The organism is Sphaerisporangium sp. NPDC005289 (assembly GCF_040607455.1).
Taxonomy (GTDB): Bacteria; Actinomycetota; Actinomycetes; order Streptosporangiales; family Streptosporangiaceae; genus Sphaerisporangium; species Sphaerisporangium rhizosphaerae.
In genome coordinates this window covers 172411-195028 of sequence record NZ_JBEXGS010000009.1, presented here as the reverse complement: position 1 = coordinate 195028, position 22618 = coordinate 172411, and the positions used below count along the sequence as shown (strand labels likewise).

The 22618-nt window shown below is 69.3% G+C and carries 22 protein-coding genes and 1 tRNA gene; 12 read left to right on the top strand and 11 right to left on the bottom strand.

Going from position 1 to position 22618, the window contains the following annotated elements; all coding sequences use genetic code 11:
• Positions 1-102: 102 nt before the first annotated feature.
• Positions 103-801: a CBS domain-containing protein gene (locus ABZT47_RS18190; RefSeq protein WP_354842854.1), complete on the bottom strand. Its 699-nt coding sequence runs from the start codon at positions 799-801 to the stop codon at positions 103-105.
• 441 nt (positions 802-1242) lie between these two features.
• Here ABZT47_RS18190 and ABZT47_RS18185 point away from each other — a divergent pair, with 441 nt between their 5' ends.
• Positions 1243-1845, top strand: coding sequence for a CHRD domain-containing protein (locus ABZT47_RS18185; RefSeq protein ID WP_354842851.1), 603 nt, complete (start codon positions 1243-1245; stop codon positions 1843-1845).
• 143 nt (positions 1846-1988) lie between these two features.
• Here the strand turns inward: ABZT47_RS18185 and ABZT47_RS18180 are convergent, their stop codons facing one another.
• The 3 genes from ABZT47_RS18180 to ABZT47_RS18170 form a co-directional block, all read right to left on the bottom strand.
• Positions 1989-2195: a cation transporter gene (locus tag ABZT47_RS18180; protein WP_354842848.1), complete on the bottom strand. Its 207-nt coding sequence runs from the start codon at positions 2193-2195 to the stop codon at positions 1989-1991.
• A gap of 19 nt (positions 2196-2214) precedes the next feature.
• Positions 2215-2496 (bottom strand): metal-sensitive transcriptional regulator, encoded by a 282-nt coding sequence (locus ABZT47_RS18175; RefSeq protein WP_354842845.1) that lies wholly within the window; start codon positions 2494-2496, stop codon positions 2215-2217.
• 62 nt (positions 2497-2558) lie between these two features.
• Positions 2559-3944 (bottom strand): MFS transporter, encoded by a 1386-nt coding sequence (locus ABZT47_RS18170; protein WP_354842843.1) that lies wholly within the window; start codon positions 3942-3944, stop codon positions 2559-2561.
• Positions 3945-4208: 264 nt separating this feature from the next.
• Here ABZT47_RS18170 and ABZT47_RS18165 point away from each other — a divergent pair, with 264 nt between their 5' ends.
• The 3 genes from ABZT47_RS18165 (at position 4209) to ABZT47_RS18155 (ending at position 7689) form a co-directional block, all read left to right on the top strand.
• Positions 4209-4460: a hypothetical protein gene (locus tag ABZT47_RS18165; RefSeq protein WP_354842840.1), complete on the top strand. Its 252-nt coding sequence runs from the start codon at positions 4209-4211 to the stop codon at positions 4458-4460.
• Positions 4461-4681: 221 nt separating this feature from the next.
• Complete coding sequence (locus ABZT47_RS18160; RefSeq protein WP_354842837.1) at positions 4682-5431, top strand: hypothetical protein; 750 nt, start codon at positions 4682-4684, stop codon at positions 5429-5431.
• Positions 5432-5451: 20 nt separating this feature from the next.
• Positions 5452-7689 carry a heavy metal translocating P-type ATPase gene (locus ABZT47_RS18155; protein ID WP_354842834.1) on the top strand — a complete coding sequence of 746 codons (2238 nt, stop codon included), beginning with the start codon at positions 5452-5454 and terminating at the stop codon, positions 7687-7689.
• A 181-nt stretch (positions 7690-7870) separates the two neighbouring features.
• On the opposite strand, the gene ABZT47_RS18150 is transcribed toward ABZT47_RS18155, so the two are convergent.
• Positions 7871-8821, bottom strand: coding sequence for a M56 family metallopeptidase (locus tag ABZT47_RS18150; RefSeq protein ID WP_354842831.1), 951 nt, complete (start codon positions 8819-8821; stop codon positions 7871-7873).
• Positions 8818-9192, bottom strand: coding sequence for a BlaI/MecI/CopY family transcriptional regulator (locus ABZT47_RS18145; protein ID WP_354842828.1), 375 nt, complete (start codon positions 9190-9192; stop codon positions 8818-8820). The genes ABZT47_RS18150 and ABZT47_RS18145 overlap by 4 nt, the downstream gene beginning before the upstream one ends.
• A 254-nt stretch (positions 9193-9446) precedes the next feature.
• Here ABZT47_RS18145 and ABZT47_RS18140 point away from each other — a divergent pair, with 254 nt between their 5' ends.
• The 4 genes from ABZT47_RS18140 to ABZT47_RS18125 all read left to right on the top strand — a co-directional run bounded on the left by ABZT47_RS18140 (position 9447) and on the right by ABZT47_RS18125 (position 14104).
• Entirely contained in the window at positions 9447-10433 is a 987-nt protein-coding gene (locus tag ABZT47_RS18140) for an NlpC/P60 family protein (protein WP_354842825.1), read from the top strand.
• A 142-nt stretch (positions 10434-10575) separates the two neighbouring features.
• Entirely contained in the window at positions 10576-10824 is a 249-nt protein-coding gene (locus ABZT47_RS18135) for an SHOCT domain-containing protein (RefSeq protein ID WP_354842822.1), read from the top strand.
• A gap of 102 nt (positions 10825-10926) precedes the next feature.
• Positions 10927-13272, top strand: a complete 2346-nt coding sequence (locus tag ABZT47_RS18130) for a heavy metal translocating P-type ATPase (RefSeq protein WP_354842819.1) — start codon at positions 10927-10929, stop codon at positions 13270-13272.
• A 10-nt stretch (positions 13273-13282) separates the two neighbouring features.
• Entirely contained in the window at positions 13283-14104 is an 822-nt protein-coding gene (locus tag ABZT47_RS18125; RefSeq protein ID WP_354842816.1) for an aminoglycoside adenylyltransferase domain-containing protein, read from the top strand.
• Between the two features lie 63 nt (positions 14105-14167).
• Here ABZT47_RS18125 and ABZT47_RS18120 read toward each other — a convergent pair whose 3' ends face one another.
• The 4 genes from ABZT47_RS18120 to ABZT47_RS18105 form a co-directional block, all read right to left on the bottom strand.
• On the bottom strand, positions 14168-14809 hold the full coding sequence (locus ABZT47_RS18120) for a DUF305 domain-containing protein (RefSeq protein WP_354842813.1): 642 nt from the start codon (positions 14807-14809) through the stop codon (positions 14168-14170).
• 66 nt (positions 14810-14875) lie between these two features.
• A complete protein-coding gene (locus tag ABZT47_RS18115; protein ID WP_354842811.1) occupies positions 14876-15283 on the bottom strand; it encodes a DUF6153 family protein in 408 nt (135 codons plus the stop codon).
• A gap of 21 nt (positions 15284-15304) precedes the next feature.
• Positions 15305-15568, bottom strand: coding sequence for a hypothetical protein (locus ABZT47_RS18110; protein ID WP_354842808.1), 264 nt, complete (start codon positions 15566-15568; stop codon positions 15305-15307).
• Between the two features lie 61 nt (positions 15569-15629).
• Positions 15630-16232: a TetR/AcrR family transcriptional regulator gene (locus tag ABZT47_RS18105; RefSeq protein WP_354842806.1), complete on the bottom strand. Its 603-nt coding sequence runs from the start codon at positions 16230-16232 to the stop codon at positions 15630-15632.
• A 144-nt stretch (positions 16233-16376) separates the two neighbouring features.
• Between ABZT47_RS18105 and ABZT47_RS18100 the strand changes: the two genes are divergently transcribed.
• The gene (locus tag ABZT47_RS18100) at positions 16377-17042 is read left to right on the top strand and encodes a DUF2218 domain-containing protein (RefSeq protein WP_354842804.1); all 666 of its coding nucleotides are present in this window, start codon (positions 16377-16379) and stop codon (positions 17040-17042) included.
• A gap of 220 nt (positions 17043-17262) precedes the next feature.
• Here ABZT47_RS18100 and ABZT47_RS18095 read toward each other — a convergent pair.
• Positions 17263-17351: transfer RNA gene (locus ABZT47_RS18095), tRNA-Leu, on the bottom strand.
• Between the two features lie 177 nt (positions 17352-17528).
• Between ABZT47_RS18095 and ABZT47_RS18090 the strand changes: the two genes are divergently transcribed.
• From ABZT47_RS18090 to ABZT47_RS18080, 3 genes are all read left to right on the top strand, one after another.
• Entirely contained in the window at positions 17529-18827 is a 1299-nt protein-coding gene (locus tag ABZT47_RS18090; RefSeq protein ID WP_354842801.1) for a M20/M25/M40 family metallo-hydrolase, read from the top strand.
• 121 nt (positions 18828-18948) lie between these two features.
• Complete coding sequence (locus ABZT47_RS18085) at positions 18949-19911, top strand: hypothetical protein (RefSeq protein ID WP_354842798.1); 963 nt, start codon at positions 18949-18951, stop codon at positions 19909-19911.
• Between the two features lie 807 nt (positions 19912-20718).
• On the top strand, positions 20719-22485 hold the full coding sequence (locus tag ABZT47_RS18080) for a chaplin family protein (protein WP_354842795.1): 1767 nt from the start codon (positions 20719-20721) through the stop codon (positions 22483-22485).
• Positions 22486-22618: the final 133 nt, after the last annotated feature.

Here is a 22618-nt window from a genome sequence, read left to right as displayed (position 1 = left end):
ACCCCGCGTTTCGACAATCTCATGAAGCCGACCGAGCCGGCCCGCGACTCCGAGCCTGAAGCCGTGAACGCGGCGGCCGCTGACGTGGAGCCGGCTCGGCCCTCATTTCCGCCCGGCGGTCACGGTGTCGTCCTGTCGCCACCGCAGTTCGTCGAGCACGTCCACCACGCCGTTGACCCGCCCGATCATGGCCACGATGGTCCGGGCCTCGCTGTGATGGGCGATCTCACCGCCGACGGTCACCACACCCTGCGACACCGAGACCCGGACCCCTGAGGTGTCCATCCACAGGGGGCCGCTGAGGATGTCGTCGCGGATCTCGGCGGCGATGTCGTCGTCGGTGCGCGTGAAGACCTTGAGCACGTCGTGACGGCTGACGATGCCCACCAGCAGACCTTCTTCGTCGACCACCGGCAGCCGTTTCACCCCGTGCACGTCCATGGCCCGGGCGGCGGCCACCACACTGGCGTACGGCCTGCAGGTGATCGCCGGCGCGGTCATCAGCTCGGCGGCCGTCTCGCCGCGCGCCTTCTCCTCAGGGTCGGAACCGCCGCCGATGCGCCGGCGCAGCCTGGCCCGCAGGGGAGGCCGGTAGTCCTCGCCGTAGTAGCGCTGCCTGAACTCCTCCTTGCGCAGCAGATCGGCCTCGGAAAGGACGCCGATCACATGTCCTTCGCCGTCCACCACCGGCACGGCGCTCACACCGTGGCGCACGAGCACCTCGGCCACGTCCTTGAAGGGGGTGCTGCCGTTGACGGATGCGACCTGCCAGGTCATCACGTCCCGCACCTTCTTGTGCATGATCGGCTCCCTCCGGGCGCCGGCGTGGCGCCCGTCTCTCGCTGCGAGCGTCCCCGTCCGCGGCAGCGCCCACGCCCCGCCCACGCTCCTCTTCATCGAATCGTGGAACGGGATCAGCAGCGAAGAGACGAAGGTCCCCGTGCCCCGAGACATTCGGCCCCACCGGATCCGGACGGGGGACCAGGCCAGGCGGTTTTTCTACAGGTTGAGGTACCGGGCGGGAGTGGTGATCCGGCGGCGGCAAAGATCATATTCGAACCTGTGTACGACTCTGTGGAAACTGTGGATAACCCGCGGCAGGCGATGGGGCGGGATGTGTGCCGTTGTGCACGCTCGCGGCGCTGTGTGGATTCCTACGTATAACGCCGCCGGGCGCGGGCCTAACGTCTGGGATGTCCGAAACGAGCGATTCGGCGCCTCCCTCACGAAAGAAGCTTTGTGATGAACGTTCAGCAGACCACTGGTACCGCGATCTCCTGGCAGCGTCTGGCCGGTCGTGTCGCGGCCGGTGCGGTGACCGCGGTTCTGGCCGTCGGGATCGCGGCGATCCCGGCGGGTGCGGCGACCGGCCCGGCCGCGACCTCCGCCGCCTCCACCGCCTCCGTGTCCGTCGCGTCCGCTGTTTCGACCGCCGGGCATGTGAGTTTCACGTCCAAGAGCTACTACTTCGGTGCGGTGCTGCTGGGCAGGAACGAGGTGCGGGAGGCGGGTAAGAAGGTGAACGACCGGGACGGTGTCGCGGTGGCCAAGTTCCGTATCAAGGGCGACCGGATGTACTACCTGGTGCAGTGGAAGCGGACCGGCAGGCCGACCGCCTTCCACATCCACCGCGGCAAGGCCGGCGTGAACGGTCCGGTGGTGATCGATCTGCTGCACGATGGGACGATCCGCGGTAACTCCGCCTTCGGTTCGGTGAAGGTCAAGGACCTGTCGGTGCTGGCCGGGATCAAGAACAACCCGAGGAACTGGTACGCCAACATGCACACCAAGCAGTTCGCCGACGGCGCCGTCCGCGGCCAGCTCCTCAAGACCGGCCGCTGGTAACCCCGCCGACTCGCAGAACGCACGTTTCGCTCCGGTAGGTCACGTGCCAGGTGTGAGGTCAAGAAGCCCCGTCGTGGCGGTTGGCGGACAGGGATGTGGCCGGAGGCGGCGAAACGCCTCCGGCCACATCGTCTTTCCAGGGATCAGCGCACGACCTTGTATCCCGCTTCCTCCACAGCGGCGACGATCTTCGCGGGGTCGACGGGGCTTTCGCTGTCGACGGTCAGCAGGCCGGTCGACAGCTCGACCTCCACGCCGGTGACGCCGGGAACCTCGCCGACCTCCTCCTTGACCGAGCTGACGCAGTGCCCGCAGGTCATGCCCTTCACGGTGTAGGTGGTGGTGCTCATATCGATCAACCTCTCCTGACTAGGAACGGACGAGCCGGGCGATGGCTTCAGAGGCTTCCTTGATCTTGGCCTCGGCCTCGGGGCCGCCCTTGACGGTGGCCTCCGCGACGCAGTGGGCCAGGTGCTCGTCAAGGAGCGACAAGGCGAAGGACTGCAGGGCGCTGGTGGCGGCCGACACCTGGGTGAGGATGTCGATGCAGTACTTGTCGTCTTCGACCATCCGCTGCAGCCCGCGTACCTGCCCTTCGACGCGGCGAAGCCGCCGCAGATGATCCTGCTTGTTGTGGGTGTAGCCGGCCATTGTTCTCCCCCTCGTTCTTCGCTTGTAAGCATACCCCTAACCCGTATAGGGCCTCATTTCCGTCAGACCCGTGCGGGTGCTGGTTCAACAGGGGAGGGGGTGGGCTTGCGCATCAGAACCAGGGAGAGGATGGCGCCGAGCAGTGCTACCACGCCGGCGCCGATGAAGGCGGCGTGGAATCCGTCGGTGAGCTCGACCACGTTCCCCAGTTCGGTGGCGCCCTGTGCCGTGGCGATGGCCGTCATGACGGCGAGGCCGAGCGCCGAGCCCACGTTGTAGGTGGTGTTGACGATGCCGGACGCCAGGCCGCTCTCCTCAGGACGGGCGCCGGACATGGCCGACATCATCGCCGGGATGTAGGCGAGGGACATACCGACCGCGGCGACCAGGCTGGCGGGCAGCACGTCGGTGGCGAAGGACCCGGCCGGCCTGACGAGTGCCAACCCGGCGATGCCCGCGGCGAGTACGGCGAGCCCGCTCACGATGAGCGCCTTGGCCCCGAAACGGCCCATGAGCCGCGCCGTGATACCCACCATGAAGATCATGATGGCGACGGTCATCGGCAACAGTGCCGCGCCGCCGGCGAACGCGCCGTAGCCGAGAACCTGCTGCAGGTAGAGGTTCAGGAAGTACCACATCGGGATCCACGCCGCGCCCAGCAGCCCCATCGCCAGATTGGACACGGCCAGGCCCGGCACCCGCCAGATGGCCAGGGGCATCAGCGGCTCGCGCACCATGCGTTGCGCCGCCAGGAACACCGCCAGCAGCACCACGCCGGCCGCGGCACTGATCCCGTCGGCCGACACGATCGCGTAAACGATCAGGGCGAGGCCCGCGGTGACCGATATGGCGCCGAGCGCGTCCAGACCGCCGCGCTTGCCCTCGACGGCAGGCAGCAGACCGATGGCGGCGAGCGTGGCCAGGCCGATCGGGATGTACACGATGAACACCCAGGGCCAGCTCAGGTACTCGGTGATCACACCTCCCAGGAAGACGCCCGCCGTGCCGCCGGCCGGGGCGGCGGCACCGTACAGCGCCATGGCCTTGCCCAGTTCCCTCGGGTTCCCCCCGAACAGCAGCATGAGCAGCGTCATCGCGGCCGGTGCGATGAGCGCCCCGCCGACGCCTTGCACGGCGCGGCCGACGATCTCGATCGAGGCGGTACCGGCCGCCGCGGCGACGACAGAGCCGGCGATGAGGATCAGCCATCCGGTGGTGAAAACTCTGCGCGGGCCGAACAGGTCGGACAGGCGTCCACCGAGGAGCAGGAGACCGCCGAAGGCGACCACGTAGGCGTTGAACACCCATTGCAGATCGCCTGGGGAGAAGCCGAGGTCGAGCTGCATTTCGGGAAGCGCGACCCCGATGATCGACGTGTCCATGATCACCATGAACTGTGCGGCGGCGAGCACGAGCAGCGCCCACCATCGGCGGGGATGGGGAGACATGGCTCCCTCCTTTCGCATACCCCTAGGGGGTAGTTACTGGAACGGCTGGGAACGGTAACATACGGGGTGGGGGTATAACAAGCAGGCGTGTCAACTGATGTGTCCGCCGCTCTCGTCTACGGCCGCTTTCGCTTCGGTGTGGGCCGCGGTGGTCGAGGTTGAACCTCGGCCGGGTTGACCTCCAGGAAGGGGGTCCGTTGTCGGATGGGGCCGCTCCAGGGGTTGGCAGATACTATAGGGGGGTATAGTGTGCGCTGCATGAGAATGACGGTCGTCGCCGAGGACGAACTCGAGGAGAAGCCGATGAGCGTGGTCATCTGCACGGTTGAGGGCATGACCTGTGGCACCCGCGTGAACTCCGTCAAGGAGGAGGCGGCGATGGTGCCCGGTGGGACGGATGTCGGAGTCGGCCGGGCGCGCGGCTCGTTGATCGTGGAAGGCGGCGGCCTCGTCGAGAAGACGCCGGTCATGGCCGCATTCCGAGAGGCCGGGTACGTAGTGGCGGGTCGGTCATGAACGCCGGCGTCAGGTTCGGCGGATACGTTCTGGGCCTTGCCGTGGTCTTCGGTGGCGCCCTTGGCCTGGGAAAGGCGGTAGGACCGGTGAATGCTACGTCCGAGAGACACAATGCGGCGCACGTCCCGGCGAAGAGCGCGACCCGCGAGGCGGTGCCGGCTCGACGACCATCGGAGGATACCCCTGGGGGGCTCCAGGTGGCCCAGAGTGGCTACACCCTCATGCCACTCACCATGGGCGTCAGGCCGGACGCGGCGACCGACTTCCGCTTCACCGTCACCGGCCCCGACGGCCGGCCGGTCACCGACTACCAGGTCGCGCACGAGAAGAGGCTCCACCTGATCGTCGTGTCCCGCGACCTGCGCACATTCCAGCACCTGCACCCCACGCTGACCCCTGACGGAGTGTGGTCGGTCAAGCTCACGCTGCCCGGCGCGGGCGCCTACCGGGTGTTCGCCGACTTCGCGCCCGCTTCTGGCGGTGCGATGACGTTGGGCGCCGATCTGCTGGTGGCAGGCGATTACGAGCCGAAGGCGTTGCCGGCGGTCACTCGCACGGTCGACGTCGACGACTACTCCGTCAGCCTCGGCGGCGACCTGACTCCCGGACGGTCGAGCAGGCTGACGTTGCGGGTGACCAAGGACGGCGAGCCGGTGACCGATCTGGAGCCGTACCTCGGCGCCTACGGGCACCTGGTGGCTCTGCGGGCCGGAGACCTCGCGTATCTGCACGTCCATCCCGACGGCGCGCCCGGTGACGGCCGGACCAAGGCCGGACCCGAGATCGTCTTCTACGCCGAGGTGCCCAGCGACGGCGACTACCGGCTGTTCCTGGACTTCAAGCACGAAGGCCAGGTCCGCACCGCCGGCTTCACCCTGCGCTCCGGTCGGCCGACGGCTCACATGTCCACGAGTTCCGAACCGGCGACCGCCGACCCCCAGCCCGGCGAGCACGGCGACCACGGCCACTGAGCGAGAGAAAGGAGAAGGTGATGTCCTCCCTCACCGATGACCGCCAGAACGCGGTCGAACTCTCGATCGGCGGCATGACCTGCGCGTCCTGCGCCAACCGCATCGAGCGCAAGCTGAACAGGCTCGACGGGGTGACGGCGACGGTGAATTACGCCACCGAGAAGGCCAAGGTCACCTTTCCCGAGGGGCTGGAGGCGGCGACGCTGATCGCCGAGGTCGAGAAGGCCGGCTATACCGCCGCGCTGCCCGCCCCGCCCGTCCAGGAAGGGGAACGGCAGCCGGGTGAACCTGACGAGGTGGCGCCGCTGCGGCAGCGCCTGATCACCGCCGTGGCGCTGTCGGTGCCGGTCATCGCCATGGCGATGGTGCCCGCGCTGCAGTTCGCCAACTGGCAATGGTTGTCGCTCACCCTCGCCGCCCCCGTGGTCGTGTACGCAGGGTGGCCGTTCCACCGGGCCGCATGGACCAACCTGCGCCACGGCGCGGCCACCATGGACACCCTGGTCTCCCTCGGCACGATCGCCGCGCTGGGCTGGTCGCTGTGGGCGCTGTTCTTCGGCACCGCGGGTACACCGGGCATGACCCACCCGTTCGCGCTGACGATCCAGCGCACCGATGGCTCCGGCAACATCTACCTGGAGGCCGCCGCCGGGGTGACCGCGTTCATCCTGGCCGGTCGCTACTTCGAGGCCCGCTCCAAGCGTCGCGCGGGCGCGGCGCTGCGCGCCCTGCTGGAGCTGGGCGCCAAGGACGTCGCCGTGCTGCGCGACGGTGCCGAGGTGCGCGTCCCCAGCGACCAACTGGTCGTAGACGACCGGTTCGTGGTGCGGCCGGGCGAGAAGATCGCCACCGACGGAGTGGTCGAAGAAGGTTCTTCGGCGGTGGACGCCTCGATGCTGACCGGGGAGTCAGTGCCGGTGGAGGTGCACCCGGGTGACGTAGTGACCGGGGCCACGGTGAACGCCGGCGGGCGGTTGGTCGTCCGCGCCACCCGGGTCGGGTCGGACACCCAGCTCGCCCAGATGGCCAAGCTGGTGGAGGAAGCCCAGACCGGCAAAGCGCAGGTCCAGCGGCTGGCCGATCGTATCTCCGGCGTCTTCGTCCCGATCGTCATCGCCCTGGCACTCGGCACGCTCGGGTTCTGGCTCGGCACCGGCGAGGGCGCCGGCGCCGCGTTCACCGCGGCCGTCGCGGTGCTGATCATCGCCTGCCCTTGCGCGCTCGGTCTGGCCACCCCGACCGCGCTGCTGGTGGGCACTGGACGCGGTGCCCAGCTCGGCATCCTGATCAAGGGCCCCGAAGTGCTGGAATCCACCCGGGCGATCGACACCGTCGTGCTGGACAAGACCGGCACGGTCACCGAAGGCAGGATGACCCTCGTCGAGGTCCACGTCGCCGATGGGCAGGACGAGGAGGAGGTACTCCGCCTGGCGGGCGCGCTGGAGCACGCCTCGGAGCACCCGATCGCCCGGGCCGTCTTCGAGGGCGCTGTCGCGCGGGTCGGCGAACTGCCGGCACCGGAGGACTTCGCCAACGTCGAAGGGCTGGGCGTGCAGGGCATCGTGGACGGGCACGCGGTGCTGGTCGGCCGCCCGCGGCTGCTGGCCGAGTGGTCACAGCACCTGACGCCCGAGCTGGAACGGGCTCTGCACGCGGCTCAGACCGCAGGGCGTACCGCCGTCGCCGTCGGCTGGGACGGGGAGGCCCGTGCCGTGCTGGTGGTGGCCGACGTGGTCAAGGCGACCAGCAAGGAGGCGATCGAGCGGCTTCGCGGCCTGGGTCTGACCCCGGTGCTGCTGACCGGCGACAACGAGGCCGTCGCGCGCACCGTGGCCGCCGAGGTCGGCATCGACGAGATCATCGCCGAGGTGCTGCCCGCCGACAAGGTGGAGGTCGTCAAGCGCCTGCAGTCCGAGGGCCGCACGGTGGCCATGGTCGGCGACGGTGTCAACGACGCCGCGGCGCTGGCCCAGGCCGATCTGGGGCTGGCGATGGGCACCGGCACCGACGCGGCCATCGAGGCCTCCGACCTGACCCTGGTCCGCGGCGACCTTCGGGTGGCGGCCGACGCCATCCGGCTGTCCCGCCGCACCCTGCGCACCATCAAGGGCAATCTGTTCTGGGCCTTCGCCTACAACGTCGCCGCCCTGCCGCTGGCCGCCGCCGGCCTGCTGAACCCGATGATCGCGGGAGCCGCCATGGCGTTCTCCTCGGTCTTCGTCGTCAGCAACAGCCTCCGCCTGCGCCGCTTCACCTGACGAACACCCAGAGGATTATCGAGGCTCGAGACGCGCGCGTGCCCATGAGGTGAGATCGGCCGGCTACGCACAGGCGCCGGCTCTGTCTGCCCGTGCACCGCCGCTCGATGGCCGCCCTTTCAGAGGAGACCCGAAACTCGATGGATCCCGTCGCCGACGGCCTGCTCGAAGCCGTGCTTGCTCACAGGCTGAGGAGTTCGTGACAGTGGTGAGCCAGGAAGGCGCTCACGCCTGGGATCAGCGCCACGGCGGCGGGGCCGGTGAGGAGCAGGCCCACGGCGGCCACGGTGGCGAATCGCTCGTGCCGGGTGAGCGGGTTCTCCGGCCCGAGCATGCGGCGCACGCGCGTCAACGCCGTCTCGCCTCCCATGCCCAAGGAGAAGGCGGGCACCCGCCCCGTGGCAATGCGTACGAGTGCACCGGCGACGTGGATGCGCGCGTGGCGGCGGGCCGCCACGTCGTCCGCCCGAAGTTCGATCAGCCGGGCGACCTCGGTCCTGGCCCGGCGGAACAGCGGCACGCCCGGGAAAGCCCGAGCAAGGATCTCCCCGGCCGCCACCACAAGATCATGCCGGCCACGCAGATGAGCCCGCTCGTGGGCCAGAACGGCAGCCAGCTCCTCCGGCGGCAGGGACCGCAATGCTCCTGTCGTGATGACCGTCCTACCCTCCCCACCCGGCAGGCAGTAGGCGATCGGCTCCGCGTGGTCGAGCACGACCGCGCCCAACGCGCTGTCGTGCTTGCCGAGCAAGCACAGCATCTCCGCGTGCTCGCGCCGCTCGCGGCGGGTCCTCAGCAGCACGGCCGCGGCGCAGTACGCCAGACGGCCCCCCACGAGACCAGCCGACGCGGCGACGATCACCACTTCAGTGGGAGTGACGGAGACGCCGTGAGACAGGAGCGCGGCACAGGCTTCGAAGAGGTCGGCGATGCCGTGCCCGACCACGGAAGCCGGTATGGCGGCGGCCAGTACGGCGAGCACGGCGGAGGTGAGCACCGAGGCGCATGCCGCGTGCCACATCGCGATGGCGAGCCGCGGCGCCCGCTCGGCCCGGTCGCCCCGACTCAGCAGTCGCGGCAGGGCCACCGCCCCGAACAGGGCGTACAACCCCAGAACCATCGCGACGATCACGGACGACTGCCTTTGGGCGGGTACACCTTGAGCGCGGCCTCCAGCGCGTCCGCTTCCTCAGGGCTCAACCGCTCAAGGAAGTGCACCAGCGTGGCGGCCTGGTTGCCACCGTTGGCGAGCGTCGTCCGCATCAGCTCGGCGGTGTAAGCCTCCTTGCTGGCGATCGCCTCATAGACGTACGCCCGGCTGACCTGCTTACGGCGTAGCAGCCCCTTCTTGTGCAGGTTGTCCATCACGGTCATCACGGTCGTGTAGGCGATCTGCCGTTCCTGCTGAAGGTCTTCGAGTACGTCCCTGACCGACGCCGGCCGCCGGTAGGACCACATGCGGTCCATCACCACCGACTCAAGGTCTCCAAGGCCCCGTACCATCCGCCAACCTCTCCCGCGTGCCGTCCGCTCAATGCTATCGACCCTCGTAGACGGGCCACAGGTCTGCGCGCGGTCACGGTGAGGTCTCGGATACGGACCACGGTAATGGACCGGCGCGCATGTGTAGCGAATCCGAGTTGAACCGACCGTGCCGAATGTTCGTACTCGCTGCTGCGATCCCCTACGCACCTTAGTAGGATCGCGCCGCAAGTTCGGTAAAGCGTGAGTAATACAGGGATGGTGCTGCTTTGGTCGTGCGCCGCAAGAGACGGAGCGCCGTGCCGGTGACCGCCGTCATGGTGGCGGTCATGGCGGTCATGGTCGGGCAGGGGAGCGCGATCGCCGAGCCTCGTCCGACGGTGGCGCAGGCCGAGGCGAGATTGGCCAAGCTGGAGGACCAGGCCGACCGGATGGTCGAGCGGTACAACACCGCAGCGGAGAAGTACAAGGCGTCGAAGAAGAAGTACGACCAACTCGACGGGCAGCTCGAATCAGAACTGACCAAGGTGGCGGAACTGCGCAAGAGCCTGGTGGCGACCGCCGTCGGCACGTACCAGTCCGGTGACGCACTGCTCTGGCCGGGTTTCGTCGACCAGCAGGATCCGGCGGTGATGCTGTCAGGGCTGGCGGCCGGCAATCAGATCGCCGCCGGGCGCGACCGCGTCCTGCGCGAGTTCGACGTGGCGAATCGAGGGTTGCGCGACAGGCGCACCAAGGCCAAGGCGGCCTTCGACGAGGCCGGCGACATCCTGGAAGAGGTCCGCGGAGAGCGCAAGAAGGTCGAAGAACTTGTCGGCGAGCAGGAACGCCTGCTGCGCCGCCTCAACCGGTTCAACCCCGGCAACCCGAACAGTCCTGGCGTCGAGTACACCGGCCCCGCCTCCGGCAACGCCCGCGTGGCACTGCAGTTCGCCTTCGCCCAGATCGGCAAGCCCTACCGGTGGGGCGCCACCGGCCCTGGCTCCTACGACTGCTCAGGCTTCACCCAGGCGTCCTGGGCCAAGGCAGGGGTCAGCCTGCCCCGCACCACCTACACCCAGTGGTCTTGGGGTGCGAGCCGTCGCGTCTCCCTGGACGCGCTCCAGCCGGGTGATCTGATGTTCAGCAAGGGGCTCGGCCACATGGGCTTGTACGTCGGTGGCGGCAAGATGATCCACGCTCCTCGCACGGGTGACGTCGTCAAGGTCGTCGCCCTGGACGACTACTGGCGCGGACGCCTGCTAGGAGCGGTCCGCCCCTGATTAAGGGGACCTAAGACAGGGGCGTATATGACATTTCCCCTCGCTGTACGGCTAGAGAGAGACGGTTCTGGATCTGTCGGGCAGCCGAGTATCGACCAGCTGAGCAAGATGATCAAGATGTGGCACTGGGACGGATGGGGGAATGGGTGGCTGGGGATATGCCCTTATGACCCTGGCCATGATCGCTTTCTGGGGTTTGGTCATCGTCGGTGTCGTACTTCTCGTCCGCTCTTCGACGGGTACGTCACAGACGCAGAGGGGCTCCGCTTTCCCCTCGGCGGAGGAAATGCTGGCCCAGCGTTACGCCAGAGGTGAGATCGATGCGGAGGAGTACCGTGCTCGCCTCGACACCTTGCACGGTGCCCACTTCTCGGGTCCTGCGAATGGCTGAGTGAAGGGTCGTCGCCATGGTCGCGATGGCCGACGGCGCCGCTTCCGCTCGCGGCCTCGGCCGTTAGATTGGTACGAAGCCCCATAGTAGGAGCGGAGCGGTATGTCGGACAGCGGTAAGACCGTAGTGCTGGACGTGAGCGGTCAGCTTTGGGCGAGCCAGCAGGGCGCGGTGTCGGCAAGCCTCGGCCGCAGACCCGGTGTACTCGCGGTCGAGGTCAACCCGGTGGCCCAGACGGCGACGGTGGAGTTCGACCCGGCGCGTACGTCGGTGGCCGAGCTGCGCCGCTGGGTGCGCGAATGCGGGTATCACTGCGCGGGCCAGTCGGTGCCCGCACACCTGTGCGACCCGTTGGAAGAGCCGGACCCGCCCGCCGTCCGGCACGCGCACGCGGCCCCGCCGGCCGGAGAGACGCCGCCGCAGGTGATGTCGTCGCATGAGGCGATGGGGCACGGCGGCCACGCGGGGATGTCGATGGCGGCCATGGTGGCCGACATGCGCAACCGCTTCCTGGTGGCGCTGCTGTTCTCGATCCCGATCGTGGTGTGGTCCCCCATCGGCAGGGAGGTGCTGAACCTCCACGTCCCTGTTCCGTTCGGTCTGCGCGAGGACGTCTGGGCACTGCTGCTCAGCCTGCCGGTGATCTTCTACTCGTCCTGGATCTTCTTCGACGGGGCCGTCCGGGCGCTGCGCGCGCGGACGCTGGACATGATGGTGCTCGTCGCGGTCGCCATCGGCGCCGGCTGGGGGTACTCCCTGGTCGTCACCCTGACCGGCGGCGGCGAGGCGTTCTACGAGGCCGCCACCGTGCTGGCCTCGTTCGTGCTGCTGGGGCACTGGTTCGAGATGCGCGCCAGAGGCGGGGCCAACGACGCGATCCGCACGCTGCTCGACCTCGCGCCCCCCAGAGCCCTGGTGCTGCGGGACGGCCGGCAGGTCGAGGTGCCCACGGCCGAGGTCGTGGTCGGTGACCTGCTGCTCGTCCGGCCGGGTACGAAGGTCGCCGTGGACGGGGTCGTCGAGGACGGCGACAGCGAGGTGGACGAGTCGATGGTCACCGGCGAGAGCATGCCGGTGCACAAGCAGCCGGGCTCGCCCGTCATCGGAGCCACGATCAACGAGAACGGCACGCTCCGCGTTCGGACCACCAAGGTCGGCTCGGACACGGCGCTCGCGCAGATCGTCAAGCTCGTCCAGCAGGCGCAGAACTCCAAGGCGCCCGGCCAGAGACTGGCCGACCGGGCGGCCTTCTGGCTGGTCCTGGTGGCACTGGCCGGCGGGGCGGCCACCTTGCTGATCTGGTTGACGGTGGGGGCGTCATTCAGCCTGGCCATCCTGTTCGCGATCACTGTTGTGGTGATCACCTGCCCGGACGCGCTCGGCCTCGCCACCCCGACGGCCATCATGGTCGGTACCGGGCTCGGCGCCGCGCGCGGCGTGCTGTTCAAGAACGCGAGCGCCATCGAGACCGCCGCCCGCATCGAGGTGGTCGTCATGGACAAGACCGGCACCCTGACCAAGGGCGAGCCGGAGGTGACCGACCTGGCCGCCGACGGGATCGGCGAGCCGGAACTCCTCGCCCTGGTGGCCGCGGTCGAGCGTGAGTCCGAGCACCCGCTCGCCGACGCCGTCGTCCGCCACGCGGAGGGTCAGGACGTCGCGGTGTTCCAGGCACGGGACTTCCACAACGTCCCGGGCCACGGTGCGATCGCCACCGTGGACGGTCGCCGGGTCGTCGTGGGCAACCGGCGGCTGATGGAACGAGAAGGGATCTCGCTGGACGGGCTCACGTCCCGGCGGGACGAGCCGGCCGCCGGCGGGCGCACCGTGGTGGTCGCCGCGGTGGACGGCCGCGCGGCCGGGCTGATCGGCATCGCCGACGCGCCGCGCGACACCTCCGCCGCCGCGGTGGCCGCCCTGCACGACCTCGGCATCGAGGTGGTGATGCTGACCGGCGACAACGAACAGACCGCGCGGCGCATCGCCGAGCGTCTGGGCATCGACACCGTCATCGCCGAGGTGCTGCCGGGTGACAAGGCGGGCAAAATCGTCGAATTGCAGCAGGGCGGACGGAAGGTCGCCATGGTGGGCGACGGCGTGAACGACGCCCCGGCCCTCGCCCAGGCCGACCTGGGCATCGCCATCGGCGCCGGCACCGATGTGGCCATCGAGACCGCCGACGTCGTCCTCATGCGGTCCGACCCACTGGACGTCCCCACCGCGCTGCAAATCGGCCGAGGGACGCTGCGCAAGATGCGGCAGAACCTCGGATGGGCGATCGGCTACAACGCCATCGCGCTGCCCATCGCCGCCGGGGTCTTCGAGCCCGCCTTCGGCCTGACGCTCCGGCCCGAGATCGCGGCGCTGTCGATGTCCGGCTCCAGCGTGATCGTCGCGGTCAACGCGCTCATGCTGAAGCGCCTCCGCCTGCCAGGCCGTACGCAGTAGTTTGCGGGGTATGCCGCATCAATCCCTGGACCCGCTCGTCGCCGAGACGGTCGGCGCCTACCTGGAAGATGTCGACGCGCAGGCCCCCGGGCTGGTGGAAGGGCTGTACCTGGTCGGGTCGGTTGCGCTCAACGACTTTCGGCCGCAGGCCAGCGACATCGACTTCGTGGCGGTGACGTCGGCCCGCCTGGACGCCCCCGCGCTCGCGACTCTGGCAGGAGTCCATGACCGGCTGAAGCGGCGCCGTCGCAAGCCCTTCTTCGACGGCGGTTACATCACCTGGGACGACCTGGCCGGCGCGCCCGCGAACAGCGGTCCAGGCGCGAGCGTCCACGAGCACCACTTCCACGCCACCCAAGGGGGAAGCGACCCGGTGACCTGGCACACCCTTGCTCATCACGGCATCGCCTGCCGCGGTCCCGAGCCGGGAGAGGTCAAGGTCTGGTCCGACCGCGAGGAGCTGATCGCCTGGACCGACGCCAACCTGGACGACTACTGGCGGCGATTGCTCGACCGCGCCTCCCGGCTTCACCACCGGTGGGGGATGGCCATGCTCGCGCCCTACGGCACGGTGTGGGTCGTCACCGGGATCTCCCGTATGCACTACACCATCGCCACCGGCCGCGTCATTTCCAAGACCGGCGCCACGGCTCACGCGATCGAGGTGTTCCCCGAGCGGTGGCACCGGGTGGTGGCCGAGGCGGCGCGCCTGCGCCGCGGGGAGCCGGGCCGCTCGGCGTACCGGTCCCCGCTGTCCCGGCGCCGCGACGTCCTGGCGTTCGGTGACATGGCCGTTAACGAGGCGCACCGCCTACGCGCCGCCGGAACTTGACGGCTTCCCGCACGGCGGGAAGCATTCTGGGGCGCATCATGGGATGCGCCCCAGAACGTGCCCTTACTTGGACGGGAGCATCTGCTTCATCGTGCCGATCTCCGCCGTCTGGCTCGTCACGATGGCACCGGCCAGTTCCTTGGCCGGTGGGTATGCACCGGAGCTCTGCTCCTTCTCGGCCATGACGATCGCTCCCTCGTGATGGTCGATCATCATGGTGAGGAATGCCTTGTCGAAGGCGCTACCCGACAGCTCTTCGAGTTCCTTCATATCGTCGGCCGACATCATGCCGTCCATGCCGTGTCCCATCGAGGGCATGGCGTCGTCCGGAACCTTCATGTTCCAGGCGGTCAGCCAGCCGCTCATGGTCGTGATCTCGGGCTCCTGGGCGGCCTCGATCTGCTTGGCCAACTGCTTGACGTCAGGGTCGGCGGCTCGCGAGCCGGCGAGCTTGGCCATGTCGATCGCCTGTCGATGATGAGGGATCATCATCTGGGCGAACATCACGTCCTGCTTGTTGTGGTCCGCCGACGTGGTGCCGGTGGCGGCGCTGGCGGGAGTGGCGGCCGGCGACGCCATCGAGGACATGCCGTGGCTGCCGTCGGCTTGCCGGCCGTGACCGCTTCCTTCCTCCTGTCCGCCGCAGCCCGTGGCGAGCAGCCCGGCCGCGGCCAGAGCGGCGGAGGCGATGACGAGACGTTTCATGTGAACAACTCCGTGGTTCGGCTGGGTGACTGATCCGTGGGCGGCCGCAGACCGCCGCGGTGGATGTCAGCGCCGAAGCACGCAGAGTTGCGCGAGCGTGGGCCCGCGTGGCAGGAGCATCGGTCCGGCTCGTGGAACAAGCCCGCCCGGGACGAGGGAATCGATGCCCGGCCTCGTGCCCAGCGCCCTGGCCACAAAGAAGACCAACGCCGCCATCAGAAGCAGGGCCAGGCACACCTCCCCGCCACCGTGCCCGTCATGGGTGGGCATCTGCCGGTCGTGGGCGTCGCTTCCTGGGGTATATGAGGGCATGCCGTCGTGGGAGACATGCATGGTCCAGACGCTGGCCATCTCGGTCGGCCCCGGCGTGGGCTGAAGGCCGTGCATGGCGAACAATCCGGCCACTAGTGCGCATAGTAGGACCTGCCAGGCAATCATCCGGCCGATCACCTCGGATGTGCTTCCCTTGACCACAGTGCCAGCCTAGCGGGTATCTCAATAGCTACTACCCGCCACCGGAGGATCCGGCGGATCGCGCCTTGGCGGACTGGGCGGCGGAGAATGTTCATCCTGCCGCTGCGGGCGAGCAGTCGTACTGCTGACGGCGCACGCCGCGCCCAGCGTCATCAGGCCCCACCACGGAAGGCTGTGTGCTCCCGAGTTCCGGCCCGCGTCGAGCGCGGTGCCGGCGAGGACGTTGCCCGCTGCGATCTCGACTTTGGACACCGTGCTGTAGAAGCAGTAATACGTGCCGACCATGCGGTCGCCTATCGGTGCGCCGTGGCCGCTTTGCGTCGTTGACCGGTCAGGTGCACAAAGATCAGCTGCGGCCTGGCCCCGCCGGCGCCGGCTGTTGAGGACGCAGTCCGGCCATTGTGATGGCGACGAGGCGGTGGACGGCGTCGGGTCCGGTGAGCGTGCCGGCCGCGGTGAGAGCGTGGAGACAGTAGCCGGTCAACTCGGCGGCGGGAACGTCATCGCGCAGGTCACCGCTCTGCGTTCCTTCGACGATCAGCTGTTCGATGAAGTCGTGGAGGTGCTTTCGCGCACGGTCGACGTGGTCGCCGTGATGGAGCAGCACGGAAAGTTCGCCGCCGTGGCGACCGGAGTGGTGCTGGATGAACGCGTAGGCCCGGAGTACGGCTTCCAGTCGTACTCCGGCCTGCGCGGCGGGGTCGGCGGCGGCGGCGAGTTGGTCCAGATGTGTGGCGACCTGGCGCTCGTGCCAGGCGAAGAGGACAGCCTGCACGTCGGAGAAGTACTTGTACAGCGTCGCCCGTCCGATACCGGCCTTCTCCGCGATCTGCGACATCGTCAGCGCGACGAGCCCACGCTCGGCCACCAGGGCGGCCGTGGCGTCCAGGGCCGCCTCCTTCACAGCCGCGCGATGCGCGTCGATCGACTCGTTCCACAGCTTCGGCACCGCGCCATCATACATCTCGTCCCCGCTATAGACAGTGTGATGTTGACATAGACAATATGTATCGATAGATCTGATGTCGAGTTGATGTCCGTCCTGCGGGGAGTGCCGGTCGCCTCCCTCGCCGGCCCGATCGAAGGGAGTGCCATGCCAAGCCTGGAAGCCCACATCGAAACCGAGCGTGCGAGCCGATATCTCGTCCACTTCTGCAAACACGCCACCGCCATGGGCGGACGGGGCGCCCACGTGCCGCGGATGCGTCTCCATGGAGCGATGAGCAGTCATGACGTGCGGATCGACGCGCAATGGTCCGACACAGAGGGCACGGTCACCTTGACTCCGTGGGGCCGATGCGTGCTGCGCGCCGACGAGAACGCGCTCAGTGTGAACATCGAGGCCGCCGACGAAAACGGCCTGCGAGAGATCCGAGACATCGTCACGCGCGACCTCGACAGGTTCAGCCGCCGTGACCCACTGGTCGTCACCTGGAGCAGGCCCGGGACGGACGAGGCTGTACCGACTGCGGAGGCCGAGGGGGTGGCGTCCGCCAGGCGAGGCATACCTCGGGTGCTCATGAGCATTCAGGGGATCATCGTGGCGATCGCCGGGGTGCTGGTCCTCGTCTTGCATCTTGGGTTGGCCGGCACCTTCCTCTCCACTGCCCCCTGGGCCGGTCTCGCCATCAATGCGGTGCTGGTCATCGTCGTGGTGAAGGTCGCCCTTATCGCTGTGTTCCGCTTCCGCTTCCGCCTTCGCCGCCGACGCAGAGCGCCCAAGACTTCGGCTGACGCGCCGGTCGGAGAAGGCAGGTGAGCCGCTGGTCCGCACACCGAGCACGGGCAAGGCGGTACGGACACTGCTGCCGAAGCGGCACGGTAGAAGATCGCCGAGTGTGACCGCAAGCTCGCTCCAGGAAGCCGACCCGGCCGACAAGGCCGAGGTCTACGCCAGCTCGGACTGCGGCTGACGTTCCGTCCCCAGAAACAACTAGTGGAGGCCCGGATTTCTCCCGACCTCCACATGTGCACAAGGTTGGTGTCCGAGGGGGGACTTGAACCCCCATGCCCCGTAAAGGGCACTAGCACCTCAAGCTAGCGCGTCTGCCTATTCCGCCACCCGGACAGTGGTGCCTGCACGTTGGAACGTCTTCCCGCGTCGGCTGAACTAGGTTAGCAAACTCCGGGCACTCCTTCATACCGGTAAGCGGGAGGGGAGGATGCGCTATGCCGGAGATGCTGGTAGGTGCCCCTTGGCGGCAGGATGGGGGTGTCAGCCTGTACTTGACCGAAGGAGCAGGGGATGACCGCGTTCAACGGCGAGGAGGAGGTCGTAGAGCTGTGCCGCGACCTGATCCGCATCGACTCGACCAACGCTGGGGACAACGCGGGCCCGGGAGAGAGGGCCGCCGCGGAGTACGTCGCGGAGAAGCTGGCCGAGGTCGGCCTGGAACCGCGCATCCTCGAGAGTGACGACAAGCGGGCCAACGTGATCGCCCGCATCGAGGGTGAGGACTCCGGGCGGGAGGCGTTGCTGCTCCACGGGCACCTCGACGTGGTCCCGTTCAACGCGGACGACTGGACCCATCACCCGCTGAGCGGTGAGATCGCCGATGGGTGCGTCTGGGGCCGGGGCGCGGTGGACATGAAGGACATGGACGCCATGATCCTGGCGGTCGTCCGGCAGCGGCTCAGCGAGGGGCGCAGGCCGCCGCGCGATGTGGTGCTCGCTTTCACGGCCGACGAGGAGGCCGGCGGCACCTATGGTGCGCAGTGGCTGTCCAACGAGCACCGTGACCTGTTCGAGGGGTGCACCGAGGCGATCGGCGAGGTGGGCGGGTTCAGCGTCTCCGTCGGCGAGGCCAGGAGGCTGTACCTGATCGAGGCGGCCGAGAAGGGCATCGCCTGGATGACGCTCAGGGCCGCGGGCCGGGCCGGGCACGGGTCGATGCTCAACGACGAGAACGCGGTGACCGAGCTGGCCGAGGCGGTCGCGCGCATCGGGCGTCACGACTGGCCGGTGCGGCTGACCCCGACCGTGCGCAGCTTCTTCCTGGAGGCCTTCGAGATCGAGCTGGAGGCCGATGACGCCGAGGCGGCGGTGGCCAAGCTCGGGTCGCTGGCCCGCATGATCGGCGCGACGCTGCGCAACACGGCCAACCCGACGATGCTCGACGCCGGCTACAAGGCCAACGTGATCCCCCAGACCGCGACGGCGCATGTGGACGGGCGCTTCCTGCCCGGCTACGAGGAGGAGTTCTTCGCCACCATCGACGACCTGCTGGGGCCCAATGTGACCCGGGAGTTCGTCTATCACGACGTCGCGGTCGAGACGGCGTTCGAGGGGCCGCTCGTGCGGGCGATGGCCGGCGCGTTGCAGGCCGAGGATCCCGGTGCGCGGGCCGTGCCGTACACGCTGTCGGGAGGCACGGACCTCAAGGCCTTCAGCCGGATGGGGATCCGGGGCTTCGGGTTCGCGCCGCTGAAGCTGCCCGCCGACTTGGACTTCTCTGGCATGTTCCATGGCATCGATGAGCGGGTTCCGGTGGATTCGCTCAAGTTCGGGGTGCGAGTTCTTGACCGTTTCTTGGACGGCTGCTGACGTGTTCCGCGGAAAACCGTTGCCATAACTCCAAGTGCTGCTAGCGTGACTCTCCGTTGAGGGGCTGGTTCCAGGGTCCGTCCTGCGAAAGCGGGGCGTTCAAGGAGTTCAAGGAGGTCACGTGGCACGCATGCCGGGACATCGGCGGAGGGCTCAGTCGCCCACCGTCACCGGTCGCGTGCCCGTGATCGTTTCTGGTGATCAGATCCAGGCGATCGTGACGCGGGAAGGCCGGATGGCACGGTTCGTGGCCGGCTCCCGGTTCGTTCGCCTGGTGGCCATCGGCGGTCTGATCGCCGCCGGCTGGCTTCTGGGTGTCGTCTTCGGTGCCGTCGGCGCCGGTCCCGTGGCCGCGGAAACCCGCGTCCCCGTGAGACAGGTGCCGTCGGCGAAGGCCGTCGAATATGGTCACGGTCATCAGGCGGTAGCCGCCGGTGCTGTGGAACACGGCCGGCCGGCCGGTGTCGCCGGGGCTGTGGGACATGGTCGGTCGGTTGGGACCTCCGATGTCGCTGGGCGTGGTCGTCCTGTGATGGCGGGGGACCCGGCGGTGCTCGGTGATCCGGCCATGGCCGGTGGTGCCGGAGCGCGCGTCGGCCGTCTCGCCGAGGGCGATGGTCTGGTCGATGCCGATGATCTTCTTGATGACGCTCCAGCGGGTCATCCCGTCCGCAGGACGGGCCGTGCGGGGTCGCCCATGAGCGGTGATCTCCGTGGGGTCACTTCCGAGCGCGGCGATGGCTCCGCCACCTCTCATGTCGCCACCGGGCCGGCCTCCGCCGGCGGTTTCCCCACGGTGCGCGTCGACGCTCCGGCTGATGCCGGGGCGATGGCAGGCAGGATGGTCGACGGGCTCACCAGCCAGTCGAAGCCCCTGTCTCCCCAGCCGTCCACCGCCGACCACTCGGCGGGGGCCAACGGGTTCGTTCCCAGGCCCGGCTCGGGTCCGTTCGGGTCGGGGTTCGGGGACGTCGCGAGGTCGGTCTTCGACCCGCGGCTCGCGGTCGCGCCCGCCGAGATGGCGAGTGTGCTCGCCCCTGTCGTCCGCGCGGTAGCGGACGACCCTTCTTTCTCTCCTGATTGACCCCGCTGCTGTGCCGGCCTCGGAGGCGTCAGCCGTCCGGCCGGTCGCGGAGCGTGCCGTCGGTCCCCGTCGCGGGAGTGACCATGCCGGCTCCGCGCGGGTGAAAACGTCAGTCCCAGCATCGCGATGATCTCGGGCTCACCGCCCACCATGCGATCTCCACGAGCTCGTCCACGCGAACTCGGCTCCGCGAACTTCCTCGACTGCTGCGTGACCTCGGTGGTCCGGCCCTCTTGGTCCGGTGAGGGCGCTGTGGGTGAGGTGGGTGCGGAGGCCACGATCGGCCCGCTCGTCGCCACCGTCCAGGTGGTCGGCGCAGGATCGGGCCGGTCGGGGCGGAGGCCGGCGCGCACCGATGCGCTCGATCCCGGCTCTGCTCGATCCCGGCTCTGCTCGATCCCGGCTCCGCGAGAAGCCGGTCCGGTCCCCGCCGGTCTGGTCTCCGCCGGTTCTGTGCGAGCGCGGCCGGCGAGGGCGGGTCTGCTCGTAGCGGTCCGGTTCCCACGATCTCCGTGCGGACGTGCGTAGCGGTCAGGTTCCCACGAGTTGCGCGCGGAGTGCGTAGGGGGCCGGTTCCCGCGCGTTCCGTGTGGACGGTGGTGGCGGGTCGGCTCCGTTCGTAGCCGTCCGGCCATCGCTCGTCCGGGTGGACGGCGGCGGGCGGCCGATCGGGTCGGTCGAGTGGCGCGGCCGGGCCTTACGAGGCCTCGGGCGGCATGGTCCCGAGTGCGTCGCGGTCCGTTAGGTACTTCCCCCAAAAAACCTCTGTCAGGTACTTCCCCCCAAAGAACCAAGGAGCGATCTGTTATGCGTACGTGGGCGAAGGGTTCTGCCCCCGCGGCTCTTCTCGCGGTCGGCGTCATGGCTCTGGGCAGCGGCACCGCCGTGGCCGACACCTCCGGCACCGGCTCGGTGGGCGGCGGCAACCAGGTGAACCTTCCCATCACCCTCCCCATCGACATCAGCGGCAACGCCGTCGGCGTGATCGGCGAGTCCTCGGCCTCGTCCCGCGGCGGTTCGTCCGTCCAGGGAGGCTCCGGGTCCGCCGGCATCCAGGGCACCACCTCGGGCCGTGGCAGCGTGCTGGGCGGCAACCAGGTCAACGCGCCGATCACGGCCCCCATCAACGCCTGCGGCAACGCCGTCTCTCTCGTGGGCCGCTCGGACGCGGGCTGCCGGGGCGGTGCGACGGTGAAGAACGCCGGCGGCGGCGCGGGCGGTAACAGGACCGACGGCCGGCACAGCGTGCTGGGCGGCAACCAGATCAACGCGCCGATCACGGCCCCCATCAACGCCTGCGGCAACGCCGTGGCGATCTTCGGCGAGGCCACGGCGGGATGCAAGGGCGGCGCGTCGGTCGTCGGGGGCGGCGCCGGTCGCGGCGCGGGCGGCAACCGCACCTCCGGGCACGGCTCGGTCCTCGGCGGCAACCAGATCGTCGCCCCCATCACCGCGCCGGTCAACATCTGCGGCAACTCGGTCGCCCTGATCGGCGGGGCGTTCTCCGGCTGCCAGGGCGGCGCCCACGTCAAGGGCGGCCACGGCGGCAACGGCTACAACGGGCACGGCCCGCGTCCCGGCTCGGGCGCCGGCCACAACCTCACCGACGGACGGCACAGCGTCCTGGGCGGCAACCAGATCGTGGCTCCGATCACCGCGCCGATCAACGTCTGCGGCAACGCCGTCGGCAACGGCAACGCGGGGTGCCCCGGCGGCGCCACGGCCCGTCCCGCCGGGCAGGGCGGCGCGGGCGGCAACCGCACCTCCGGGTACGGCTCGGTCCTGGGTGGCAACCAGATCGTGGCTCCGATCACCGCGCCGGTGAACGTCTGCGGCAACGCCGTCGCCGTGATCGGCGAGGCCTTCGCGGGCTGCCGCGGCGGCACTTCGGTGAAGGGCGGCGCCGGTCGCGGCGCGGGCGGCAACCTCACCGACGGGCGGCACAGCGTCCTGGGCGGCAACCAGATCGTGGCTCCGATCACCGCGCCGGTGAACGTCTGCGGCAACGCCGTCGCCGTCCTGGGCGACGCCGCCGCCGGGTGCCTGGGCGGCGCCCGCGTCGGTGGCGGCGAGCCGTGCCAGCGGGTGCCCGTGCCTTGCGGGCCGGCGTACATGGCGCACAGCTCCGGCCAGGTCGCCGGCGCCAAGGCGGCGGGGCTCGGGCTGCTGCCCGAGCTGCCGCTGGTGCCGTCCCTGCCCGGGCAGAGCGGGACGATGATGCGGCGGCCGTCCGGGCCCGCCGGCGTGCCGCCGAAGGCCGACCCCCTGCCGCTGCTGCCGACCCTGCCGGGTGGTGCTCGTGAGGGCGGCGGCGGGCCGTTGGAGCAGGTCACGGGCGTGGTGGCGAACAGCCCCGTGGGCGAGGCCGTGTCGTCCACGCCGGTCGGCGGCGTCGTCGACGGCAAGGCGGCGCGCGAGCTGCCCATCAACCCGGGCCTGATGAGCGCCGAGCAGCCGGTGGGCCTGACGGGCATGAACTCCGGCTCGCTGGTCGCCCTGCTGGCCGGCGCCCTGTTCGCGGCCTCCGCCACGCTCTTCGCGGGCACCCGACGTCTGCGCCTGCGCCGGAGGTGACCGGCGGCGGTCCCGCCGTCCGTTGATCACCTTAGGAGAGGACGCCGGACGCGGCCGTGGGGTGATCGATGGCGGTGCCACCGTCCGTTGGTCACCCCCAGACCCGGTCGCCGGGGTGATCGGGGGGCGGTCC

Bases quoted from the DNA above. Each gene is read 5' to 3' on its own strand.
- ABZT47_RS18130 (WP_354842819.1), top strand. From the start codon at position 10,927: ATGTCGGACAGCGGTAAGACCGTAGTGCTGGACGTGAGCGGTCAGCTT.
- ABZT47_RS18190 (WP_354842854.1), bottom strand. From the start codon at position 801: ATGCACAAGAAGGTGCGGGACGTGATGACCTGGCAGGTCGCATCCGTC.
- ABZT47_RS18175 (WP_354842845.1), bottom strand. From the start codon at position 2,496: ATGGCCGGCTACACCCACAACAAGCAGGATCATCTGCGGCGGCTTCGC.
- ABZT47_RS18110 (WP_354842808.1), bottom strand. From the start codon at position 15,568: ATGGTCGGCACGTATTACTGCTTCTACAGCACGGTGTCCAAAGTCGAG.
- ABZT47_RS18125 (WP_354842816.1), top strand. From the start codon at position 13,283: ATGCCGCATCAATCCCTGGACCCGCTCGTCGCCGAGACGGTCGGCGCC.
- ABZT47_RS18145 (WP_354842828.1), bottom strand. From the start codon at position 9,192: ATGGTACGGGGCCTTGGAGACCTTGAGTCGGTGGTGATGGACCGCATG.
- ABZT47_RS18165 (WP_354842840.1), top strand. From the start codon at position 4,209: ATGACGGTCGTCGCCGAGGACGAACTCGAGGAGAAGCCGATGAGCGTG.
- ABZT47_RS18180 (WP_354842848.1), bottom strand. From the start codon at position 2,195: ATGAGCACCACCACCTACACCGTGAAGGGCATGACCTGCGGGCACTGC.
- ABZT47_RS18160 (WP_354842837.1), top strand. From the start codon at position 4,682: ATGCCACTCACCATGGGCGTCAGGCCGGACGCGGCGACCGACTTCCGC.
- ABZT47_RS18135 (WP_354842822.1), top strand. From the start codon at position 10,576: ATGGGTGGCTGGGGATATGCCCTTATGACCCTGGCCATGATCGCTTTC.
- ABZT47_RS18100 (WP_354842804.1), top strand. From the start codon at position 16,377: ATGCCAAGCCTGGAAGCCCACATCGAAACCGAGCGTGCGAGCCGATAT.
- ABZT47_RS18185 (WP_354842851.1), top strand. From the start codon at position 1,243: ATGAACGTTCAGCAGACCACTGGTACCGCGATCTCCTGGCAGCGTCTG.
- ABZT47_RS18170 (WP_354842843.1), bottom strand. From the start codon at position 3,944: ATGTCTCCCCATCCCCGCCGATGGTGGGCGCTGCTCGTGCTCGCCGCC.
- ABZT47_RS18090 (WP_354842801.1), top strand. From the start codon at position 17,529: ATGACCGCGTTCAACGGCGAGGAGGAGGTCGTAGAGCTGTGCCGCGAC.
- ABZT47_RS18120 (WP_354842813.1), bottom strand. From the start codon at position 14,809: ATGAAACGTCTCGTCATCGCCTCCGCCGCTCTGGCCGCGGCCGGGCTG.
- ABZT47_RS18080 (WP_354842795.1), top strand. From the start codon at position 20,719: ATGCGTACGTGGGCGAAGGGTTCTGCCCCCGCGGCTCTTCTCGCGGTC.
- ABZT47_RS18155 (WP_354842834.1), top strand. From the start codon at position 5,452: ATGTCCTCCCTCACCGATGACCGCCAGAACGCGGTCGAACTCTCGATC.